Genomic DNA, 1886 nt, shown 5'->3' with positions numbered 1-1886 from the left:
TGCCCGGACTCCTCCGGACGGAAGAAGTCCGCCAGACACAGCCTGCGCCCGCGCCGCTGCCGGGGGAAGGTGAACCGGGTCCGCTCCGAGCCGTCCTCGTTGTAGACGATCAGATCGTCGCCCTTGGACGCCGCCGGGAAGTACCCGTAGACCACGGCCGCCTCCAGCCAGCCCTCGGTCTGCAACCGGTCCAGCCACATCCGCAGCCTCGGCCGGCCCTCGGTCTCCACCAGCTCCTCATACGAAGGCCCGTCACCACTGCGGGACGCCTTCAGCCCCCACTGCCCCTTGAACAGCGCATCCTCGTCCAGCCACGACGCGTAGTCCGCGAACGGCACCCCCTTGACGATCCGCTCCCCCCAGAACGGCGGCGACGGCACCCGGTTGTCGACAGCGACATCCGAGCGGATCTGCCCGAGGTTCTCCTCCGGCGCCTCCTCGACCTCGACCCGGGCGTGCCTGCGCTGGCGCAGCTCCGGCAGGGCGGCGCCGGGGACGCCTCGCTTGACCGCGATCAGGGCGTCCATGAGGCGCAGGCCTTCGAAGGCGTCGCGGGCGTAGCGGACTTCGCCCTGGTAGATGTCGTGGAGGTCCTGTTCGACGTAGGCGCGGGTGAGGGCGGCACCGCCCAGGATGACGGGGTAGTCGGTGGCGAGGCCGCGCTGGTTGAGTTCCTGGAGGTTCTCCTTCATGATCACGGTGGATTTGACGAGGAGGCCGGACATGCCGATCACATCCGCGTTGTGTTCCCGGGCGGCGTCGAGGATCGCGGAGACGGGTTGCTTGATGCCGAGGTTGACGACGTTGTAGCCGTTGTTGGACAAGATGATGTCGACGAGGTTCTTGCCGATGTCGTGGACGTCGCCCTTGACCGTGGCCAGCACGATCGTGCCCTTGCCCTCGGAATCCGATTTCTCCATGTGGGGTTCGAGGTGGGCGACCGCGCTCTTCATCACCTCGGCGGACTGCAGGACGAACGGCAGCTGCATCTGCCCCGAACCGAACAGCTCACCCACCACCTTCATCCCCGACAGCAGCGTGTCGTTGATGATCTCCAACGCCGGACGCGACACCAGGGCCTCGTCCAGATCCGCCTCCAGACCACCCCGTTCACCGTCGATGATCCGGCGTTGCAGGCGCTCCCGCAGCGGCAACGCGGCCAGCTCCTCCGCCTTCGAGGCGCGCACCGATGCCGAGGACACGCCCTCGAACAGCTGGAGCAGCTTCCGCAACGGGTCGTAGCCTTCGCTGCGGCGGTCGTAGACCAGGTCCAGGGCCACCTCGCGCTGCTCCTGCGGGATGCGGGCGATGGGCAGGATCTTGGAGGCGTGCACGATCGCCGAGTCCAGGCCGGCCTCCACACACTCGTGGAGGAACACCGAGTTCAGTACCACCCGCGCGGCCGGGTTCAGCCCAAAAGAGATGTTCGACAGACCCAGAGTGGTCTGCACCGCCGGACGGCGGCGCTTGAGCTCGCGGATCGCCCCGATCGTCTCGATCCCGTCCCTGCGCGACTCCTCCTGCCCGGTGGCCAGGGTGAAGGTCGGTGGCGATCGACCCGGTGGTGGCGATACGCATACGGGTACTCGTCCTTGTCTTCGCTCTTGTCGGCGCGAACTCGAACTGGCCTGGGGCGGCTCGAGCACAGATCTCGGGGACGTGGCCCAGCCGTGCACCGCCCCCCGGGAGTACACGGCTGGACCGCGTGTTCAAGGCCGGCGGCAGGCGGCGTCGGCCGGACAGGCGCTAAAGGCCCAGGACTTCGCGCAGCTTCTCCGCGCGGCTGGTGGACTCCCAGGTGAAGTCGGGCAGTTCACGGCCGAAGTGGCCGTACGCGGCGGTCTGGGCGTAGATGGGCCGCAGCAGGTCGAGGTCGCGGATGATGG

Annotated in this window: 1 protein-coding gene and 1 pseudogene; both read right to left on the bottom strand. The window is 68.1% G+C overall.

All coding sequences use genetic code 11. The features are described 5' to 3' along the window. Positions 1 to 1544, bottom strand: a pseudogene (locus P3T39_RS37305) (B12-binding domain-containing protein); the annotation flags it as partial. A 202-nt stretch (positions 1545 to 1746) separates the two neighbouring features. After that, positions 1747 to 1886, bottom strand: a 140-nt coding sequence (locus P3T39_RS37300) for a methionine adenosyltransferase domain-containing protein (protein WP_280703774.1), incomplete at its 5' end; no start/stop codon positions are given.

The sequence above is a fragment of the Kitasatospora sp. GP82 genome (assembly GCF_029892105.1).
Taxonomy (GTDB): Bacteria; Actinomycetota; Actinomycetes; order Streptomycetales; family Streptomycetaceae; genus Kitasatospora.
The sequence above is the reverse complement of the archived record's forward strand: the minus strand, read 5'-3'. Positions and strand labels throughout refer to the sequence as shown.